Origin of the sequence: Methylosinus sp. KRF6, from assembly GCF_018887255.1 — a bacterium.
GTDB lineage: Bacteria > Pseudomonadota > Alphaproteobacteria > Rhizobiales > Beijerinckiaceae > Methylosinus > Methylosinus sporium.
In genome coordinates this window covers 36,142-43,424 of sequence record NZ_JAHLJF010000005.1, presented here as the reverse complement: position 1 = coordinate 43,424, position 7,283 = coordinate 36,142, and the positions used below count along the sequence as shown (strand labels likewise).

The 7,283-nt window shown below is 65.7% G+C and carries 10 protein-coding genes; 6 read left to right on the top strand and 4 right to left on the bottom strand.

Annotated features, from left to right (window positions below; translation table 11 throughout):
- Positions 1-83 precede the first annotated feature (83 nt).
- Positions 84-605 (bottom strand): hypothetical protein, encoded by a 522-nt coding sequence (locus KP010_RS22955; protein WP_253203955.1) that lies wholly within the window; start codon positions 603-605, stop codon positions 84-86.
- Between KP010_RS22955 and KP010_RS22945 the strand changes: the two genes are divergently transcribed.
- The 5 genes from KP010_RS22945 (at position 550) to KP010_RS20930 (ending at position 3,539) form a co-directional block, all read left to right on the top strand.
- Positions 550-1,389: a glycosyltransferase family 4 protein gene (locus tag KP010_RS22945; RefSeq protein WP_246659841.1), complete on the top strand. Its 840-nt coding sequence runs from the start codon at positions 550-552 to the stop codon at positions 1,387-1,389. The genes KP010_RS22955 and KP010_RS22945 overlap by 56 nt on opposite strands.
- Positions 1,386-1,769 carry a hypothetical protein gene (locus tag KP010_RS22940; RefSeq protein WP_246659842.1) on the top strand — a complete coding sequence of 128 codons (384 nt, stop codon included), beginning with the start codon at positions 1,386-1,388 and terminating at the stop codon, positions 1,767-1,769. The genes KP010_RS22945 and KP010_RS22940 overlap by 4 nt, the downstream gene beginning before the upstream one ends.
- Positions 1,766-2,248, top strand: a complete 483-nt coding sequence (locus tag KP010_RS22935; protein ID WP_246659843.1) for a hypothetical protein — start codon at positions 1,766-1,768, stop codon at positions 2,246-2,248. The genes KP010_RS22940 and KP010_RS22935 overlap by 4 nt, the downstream gene beginning before the upstream one ends.
- 79 nt (positions 2,249-2,327) lie before the next feature.
- Entirely contained in the window at positions 2,328-2,669 is a 342-nt protein-coding gene (locus tag KP010_RS20935; protein ID WP_142862974.1) for a hypothetical protein, read from the top strand.
- Between the two features lie 96 nt (positions 2,670-2,765).
- Positions 2,766-3,539 (top strand): DUF4261 domain-containing protein, encoded by a 774-nt coding sequence (locus tag KP010_RS20930; RefSeq protein ID WP_142862975.1) that lies wholly within the window; start codon positions 2,766-2,768, stop codon positions 3,537-3,539.
- Between the two features lie 46 nt (positions 3,540-3,585).
- Here KP010_RS20930 and KP010_RS20925 read toward each other — a convergent pair whose 3' ends face one another.
- On the bottom strand, positions 3,586-4,125 hold the full coding sequence (locus tag KP010_RS20925; RefSeq protein WP_142862976.1) for a cytochrome b: 540 nt from the start codon (positions 4,123-4,125) through the stop codon (positions 3,586-3,588).
- Positions 4,126-4,379: 254 nt separating this feature from the next.
- On the opposite strand from KP010_RS20925, the gene KP010_RS20920 reads away from it, so the two are divergent.
- Complete coding sequence (locus KP010_RS20920) at positions 4,380-5,879, top strand: phosphomannomutase/phosphoglucomutase (RefSeq protein WP_142862977.1); 1,500 nt, start codon at positions 4,380-4,382, stop codon at positions 5,877-5,879.
- A 4-nt stretch (positions 5,880-5,883) separates the two neighbouring features.
- On the opposite strand, the gene KP010_RS20915 is transcribed toward KP010_RS20920, so the two are convergent.
- Together KP010_RS20915 and KP010_RS20910 are read right to left on the bottom strand one after the other, a co-directional pair.
- Complete coding sequence (locus KP010_RS20915; RefSeq protein WP_142862978.1) at positions 5,884-6,639, bottom strand: TadE/TadG family type IV pilus assembly protein; 756 nt, start codon at positions 6,637-6,639, stop codon at positions 5,884-5,886.
- Positions 6,636-7,232 (bottom strand): TadE/TadG family type IV pilus assembly protein, encoded by a 597-nt coding sequence (locus KP010_RS20910; RefSeq protein ID WP_246659844.1) that lies wholly within the window; start codon positions 7,230-7,232, stop codon positions 6,636-6,638. Before KP010_RS20910 ends, KP010_RS20915 begins: the two co-directional genes overlap by 4 nt.
- Between the last annotated feature and the right edge of the window lie 51 nt (positions 7,233-7,283).

Genomic DNA, 7,283 nt, shown 5'->3' with positions numbered 1-7,283 from the left:
GCGTCGGCAAGACCGGCTGCAAGGGGCGCTCGATCCCGATGGACCGGCTCGACGGGCTGGTCACGACCCATCTCGCCGACCGGCTATTCGGCCCGAACCGGCTGGCCGGCATATTGACTTCCCCGGCTCAGAAGCGCGCCGCCGGCGACGAAGAGGTCCGCAATCGAGTGGAAACCCTCCAATCGGAAATCGCCCAGTCCGAGGACAGGCTGAAGCGCCTCTATAAAATGGTCGAGGACGGCGTCACCGACATGGACGATCTGCTTCGGGACCGCCTCGCCGCGATCAAATCGGAGCGGGAGCGGGCGAAAGCCGCGCTGGAGCGGATCAAAGCCCAGTCCGCGCCGCAACTCACGCTCGAACCGGACCAGCTCGAGCGATTCGGGACGTTCATGCGCGAAAAGATCACAGTCGGCGAAACTTCGTTCCGCCGAACCTATTTGCGGGCGGTCGTCGAAGCCGTCGAGGTCGACGACCACGTCATCCGCATTCACGGCTCCAAGACCAGCCTCGAACAGGCCGTCGTCGCCGGAGAACAAATCGGCAAGGGTGTTCGCGGTTTTATACGCAAATGGCGCGCTCTCCGAGACGGCGATCGCGGCCATCGCCGCGCCGATCGTCGCGCTCTGCCATCATCCGCTCTGCCTCGAATCGGGGCTCTCTCCCGCCCGCGCCGCCGCATTGGGCGAGAGCGAGCGCCGGGCGCTGGCGCTCGCCGCCCGTGTGATCGCCACGAGTCCGCACACGGGCGAGACGCTGATCCGCGATTTCGGCGCGTCGGAGCGCAGGCTGACCATCGCTCGGCCGGGAACAGATCCGGCCGCGCGCGCAAGGGGCTCGGGCGGCGCGCCGGCGCTGCTCGCCGTTGGCTCGCTCATTCCGCGCAAGGGTTTCGATCTCTTGGTCGAGGCGTTGAGCGGCCTTGCCGATCTCGACTGGCGCCTCGCCATTGTCGGAGGCGCCGGCCATTCGCCGCAGACGGCGGCCGATCTCGCGCGGCTCATAGAGGCGAAAGGGCTCTACACGAGGGTCGCGCTCGTCGGCGAGCTTTCGGGGGAGGAATTGGAGACGGCTTTTCGCGGCGCGGATGTCTTCGTCTCCTCCTCGCTGCATGAGGGTTACGGTATGGCGCTCGCCGAAGCGCTGGCGCGCGGATTGCCGATCGTCGCCGCGACCGGCGGCGCGGCGGGAGAAACCATCCCAGATTCCGCCGCGCTGAAAATTCCGCCGGGCAACGTGGCCGCGCTGCGCGAGGCGCTGCGCGAGATCGTCTCCGATCCGGCCTTGCGGGCGCGTCTCGGCGAGGCGTCCTGGCGGGCCGGACAGGCGCTGCCGCGCTGGGACGAGACGGCGCGCATCGTCGCCTCTGTCGTAAAGGGGATCGCATGAGCGGCTTTTCGGCCGAATGGCTGGATCTGCGCGAATCGGCCGATCACGCTGCGCGCAATCCCGCTCTGCGTGAGAGCGTCGCCCGCGCCTTCGCGGATCGCGAATCTTTGACCATCGTCGATCTCGCCTGTGGCGCCGGCTCCAATCTGCGCGGTCTCGCGGAACATTTGCCGGCGCGACAGAAATGGCTCCTCGTCGATCACGATCCGGCGCTGCTGGCTGCCGCCCGCGCGCGCCTCGCCGCCTGGGCGGATGTGGCCGAGGGGGGGGGGAAATTCTGTCGCTCGCCAAAGGCGCGCGGCGCCTCGAGGCAGAGTTTCGAATCGCCGATCTCTCTGGCGGCGCGGGGGCGGCGCTTGCGGGGGAAGCCGACCTCGTGACCTCGGCGGCCTTTCTCGATCTCGTCTCGCCGCAATGGCTCGACAGATTTGCAGAGCAGATCGCGGCGCGCCGGCTGCCGCTCTATGCGATATTGAGCTATTCCGGCGAAGAGCGCTGGACGCCGCCCCACGCCGCCGATGCGCGGATGTTGGCTGCTTTCCATCGCCATCAGGCGGGCGACAAAGGTTTCGGCCCTGCGGCCGGGCCTCGCGCGGCGGGGCTTTTGGCGAAAGCGCTGGAGCGTCGGGGTTATGAGGTCGAGACCGCGCCGAGCCCCTGGCGTCTCGGCGCGGCGGAGGCGGCGCTGATCGCGGCTCTGGCCGAAGGTTCGGCGGCGGCCGTCGCCGAGACCGGCGAGGTTTCGGCGGAGACGATCGAGGATTGGCGCCGGGCCCGCCGAATGGCGGCGGAATGCGAAATCGGCCATTCGGACATGTTCGCGCGGCCGAAGGGCGGCCGCCTTCGCGCCGGCCTCTAACGGGCTTTCCGACGATTTCGCTTCCGGTTATGTTTTTCCGATGTGGCGAGCTATCGAGAAGCTTTTTCCGCTGAAGGCCATGGCCGCCCTGCTGGGCGGCGTCGTGTTTGAATGCCAGGAGCGGCAGGGGCTGACTTCTGGCTCTATATTTCAGTGGCGCGTGAAAAGGGCCGGCTCGGGCGTGGATCGACGCTTGTATCTCGGGCTGAAAGTGCTCGCCGACGGATCTGTGCGTCTCGGCGGTGCCGGCCCGCCGACCTGCTACATTAATTTCGTGTTGGAGACCGCCAGACGGATAAGGGACGATCTCGACGAATGTATCGCGGCGCTGGAAGCCGAGGAGCGGCAAAAGGCCATCGAAGCGACCTCGCCCGAAGGGACCGAAACCGCTCCCGCCGCGGATGGAGAAGACCCGGCATGAAGGGTTTCACTCGCAGCTCGTCCCGAACCATGGGGCGATGGCGCCATCCATGCTAACGCTCTCGCATGTCTTTCAATCTCTCACTCGGAGCCCGGTATGGCCGCCCCCAATGACACAATGCTCGCGCTCGTTCTCTCGAAGGACGAGCGGCTTCCCGAGGGGGAGGCGCTCGGCTCCGCGATCCGCCGCCATCTGCCGCAGGCGCAGACTCCCGAAAAAGACGTGCCCGGCGACACGAGCGTGTTTCTCGTCGATGGCGCGATAGCGGCGATCGGCGGCGTCACAGAGCCGGCGCCCATCGCCAAGGACGACCCCTGCGTCGCCTATGCCTGGCATTGGCAGGACGTCTGGCCGGCGATCGAAGGCCATGCCGGCCATGTGGTGGTGGCCGCGACCGGCGGCGCCGACGCCAAAGCGCGCGCGCGCCTGCTCGGTCGCGCCGTCGCGGCGGTGATCGAGGCGACGCCCTCCGCCTGCGCGGTGCATTTCGCCGGCTCCGACGCGCTTTGGCCGGCCGCGCTCGTTGCGGAGGCGGTGTCGAAGAGCGGCGACGAGCCGCCGGTTCCCTTCTGCGTGGCGGTGGCGCTCGGCCGCGATCCCGAGGGCGGCGTTTCGGCGATCACCAAAGGGCTGAACGCTTTCGGCCTGATGGAGATCGAGACCCGCGGCTATCGCGACGATCCGCGCGAGCTCAACGGCTTTTTGATCGATCTCGCGGCGTTTCTGATCGAGTCCGGGGATGTGCTGGGCGACGGCGACACCATCGGTCCCGACGCCGACACCAAAATCGTCGTGCGCCGGGAGGCCTCGGTCGTCGCGCCGGGACAGAATGTGTATCGGCTGTATTTCCCGACCCAAGGCCACGCCTGACGCCGACAGGGCGGGGCGAACGAACTCCGTCGCCCCGCCGCTTTCGCTATTTGCGCCACGAATCGGGAAGCATTCGCCAAATCACATCGTCGCCCGCCAGGCGGTGGCGGACCGCGCCGGCGATGTGCAGAACGATCAGCGCCACAATGGCCCAGCCCATGATTTCATGGAGCGAGAACAGCTGCTTCGACAAGGGCTCGTCCTTGGGCGCGAGCGCCGGAAGATGGCCGAGCCAGAAGAAGCTCGGCCGGAGCCCATAGGCCGACAGCGCCAGCCAGCCGACGAGCGGCGCCGCGAACATCAGCAGATACAACGTCAGATGCGTGGCGTTCGAGACGAGGCGCTCGACCGGAGCGATATTCCGGCCCGCTTCCGCCCGGCTGCGCAGCCGCGCGGAGAGGCGCGGAACCATCAGCGCCAGCACGAGGAGGCCCGCCGATTCGTGCAGCACGAACAAATCATCCTGCAACGGCCCTTTGTCGAGATCGGCCATGACGACGCCGATCGGCAGCAAAATCAGCAATAGAGCCGCGATGATCCAATGCAGCGCTTTGGCGAGCGGCGAGTAGAGCGGTGGGTCGAACATGAGAGGCTCCTTTCGAGATCGTCCATTGTTTCCGAACGCGCGATCGAGCGGCGCGGAAAAGCATGAGGCGAGAGCGGCACATTTCGATCATAAAAAAAAGGTTATAAGACCAGAGGGCGGGAGTCCCGCTCTATGTCCAGACGGCCTCCGCCGCGACGAGCGGAGGATTGTGGAAGGGCGCCGCGCCTTGGTATGCGGAGCGGCTCTTTTCCCTTATGTCCTTGCCCAACGCCCTTCGCCCTTCAGGAGATGCGATGTTTCCGATCCCCGTTTCCGATCTCGCCCCGAACACTTACGCCTATGAGACGACGCCGCTCGTGAAGCCGACGGGCTTTCGCGAATATGACGCGCGCTGGCTGTTCGAGAAAGAGCTCAACCTCATGGGGGTGCAGGCGCTCGGCCTCGGATTGGGCACGCTGCTGCATGAGATGGGCGTGCCGCTCGAGCTGGCGACGGGCCACGATTATCGCGCCTATTCGGCCTCCATCAAGCTCGCGCTGATTTCCGGCCTGATGGCCGCGGGCGTGCGCGTGCACGATATCGGCCTCGCGCTCTCGCCCATGGCCTATTTCGCGCAATTCGCCTTGGATGTCCCGGCCGTGGCCATGGTCACCGCCTCGCACAATGACAATGGCTGGACCGGCGTGAAGATGGGCGCGCAGCGTCCCGTCACCTTCGGCCCCGTGGAGATGACACGTCTCAAGGAGATCGTGCTCGCCGGCGCTTTCCGTTTCGCCGAGGGCGGCTCCTATCGCTATGTCGATAATTTCGGCGCGCGCTATCTCGACGATCTCGCCTCGGGCGTGAAACTCTCCCGCAAGCTGAAAGTGGTCGCCGCCTGCGGCAATGGCACGGCCGGCGCCTTCGCGCCCCAGCTGTTGGAGCGCATCGGCTGCGAGGTCGTGCCGCTCGACACCGAGCTCGACTATAATTTCCCGCATTATAATCCGAACCCCGAAGATCTGCATATGCTGCACGCCATGGCCGACAAGGTGCGCGAGAGCGGCGCCGATGTCGGGCTCGGCTTCGACGGCGACGGCGATCGCTGCGGCGTCGTCGACAATAAGGGCGAGGAGATTTTCGCCGATAAGATCGGCGTTATGCTGGCGCGCGATCTTTCCAAGCTGCATCCCGGCGCGACCTTCGTCGTCGATGTGAAATCGACGGGATTGTTCGCGACCGATCCAGAGCTGCTCTCGCGCAATGTGAAGGCCGATTATTGGAAGACCGGCCATTCCTACATCAAGCGCCGCGTCACGGAGCTCAAAGCGCTCGCCGGCTTCGAGAAGTCCGGGCACTTCTTCTTCAACGCGCCGGTCGGCCGCGGTTATGACGACGGCCTTCTGACGGCGGTGCATGTGCTGCAGATGCTCGATCGCAATCCGACCAAGTCCATGTCCGACCTCTACGCCGCTCTGCCCAAGACCTGGGGCTCGCCCACCATGTCGCCGCATTGCGCGGACGAGACGAAATATGGCGTCGTCGACAAGGTCATTGCGCGCTTCCAGAAGATGGAGGCCGAGGGCGTCGCCTTCACGGGACAAAAGATTCGCGATCTCGTCACCGTGAATGGCGTGCGCGTGACGACCGCCGACGGCACCTGGGGCCTGGTGCGCGCCTCGTCGAACAAGCCGGAGCTGGTCGTCGTCGTCGAGAGCCCGGTGTCCGAGGCGCGGATGCGCGAGATGTTCCACGCCGTCGACGCCGTGCTGCGCGAGAATCCGGAAGTCGGCGCCTATAATCAGACGATCTGATCGCTCACGGCGTGCCGGGCGTGCAATTGGTTCCGCTCGTCATGTAATATTGAATGTGATTGGGGCTGTAGGTGTTGCGCACCGGCGAATAGCTGGTGCGCGACATCTGCGGCGTCGCGGTCTTCAGCCAGGTGATCGTGCGGCTGAACGAGGGCTGATAAGTGTAGATCACATCGGCGACGATGATCGATCCGACGGTGGGCGTAACGCTCGTCGTCGTCGAGCCGCCGCCGGCGTTGGCCAGCGTCACCGATTTCGCGGTCGTATAGCTCGTCGGCATCGAGTTCGGGTCGACGGGCGCCACATCGGCGGCGTTGAGCTTGGCGACTCCGCCGATCTTGCAGGGCCGCAGCGCGCCGGAGTTTCTGGTGACGCTCCATTGCACGGTGGCCTTGTAACCGCTCGTCTGAGTGGCGTCGGCGACGATGGCGACCTCGGAAATCGTCATCTTCAAATTGGCGCTCGGCAGCGGCGCCATCAGCGTCGTCGCGGCGGAGAAGATCGCTTTAATCGTCGTCTCGTCGATCCCTGCCTGGCCGGGATTCGAGCCGCCGGTCAATTGCTGCGCGGCGAGATCCGAGAGCGTATGCGCGACGAGCTCGACCTTTTGACTCGCGCGCTGCCCGAGCGCCAGCTCCGCGAGGCCGAGATAAACGACGAGGACGAGCGGCAGCATGAGCGCGAATTCGACCGCGGCGAAGGCGCGATTCTCCGCGAGGAGGGCGCGTGCGTCGCGGCGCTCGGCGCAGGGGCGGCTCACGTCGGCTCCACGCGAAAGGCGGCGACGCCGAACAAGAGATGCGTCCAGCGATTGCTGTAAGCGACCTCGCCGCTGGTCGTCTTGCCGAGCGTTATGCCGGTCAAAATTCCGCCGGTGAGAATGGCCGTCACCGCCGGCATGGGATAGACGATGCGCACCACGGCGATATGTCCGGGGGCCGGCATTGTGATCGTCGCGCTCGACGACGGAGGGGCGAGATAAAAGGCGTTGGAGGTGGAGGCGTTCGACCAGTCCGTTCCAGTGCCGACGTCGGCGATGTCGACGAGAAGCTTCGAGCAATCGAAGGATTTGCTCAGCGTGCCCGCGGCGACGGCGCCCGTCGACTGCCATGTGCAGACGTAATTATCGATGAAGCTCTGATAGGTCATGCTGCCGAGGCTGTGCGTCAGCACGGCGCGGCTCGCACGTTGGGTGGCGATCTGCAGCTGCTGGCTCTTGAAATAGACGATGCCGGTCTCGAAAATCGCGCCGAGCAGACCGAGCATCGGGACGAGCACCATAGCGAATTCGACCGCGAGCGCCGCGTCGCGATCGCGGCCGAATCGAATGAGGCTCGCTGTGAGGCTGCGCATCGCCTGTCGCGATGAATTCTCTTCTCCGCTCATGTCTCGAACCCATATGGC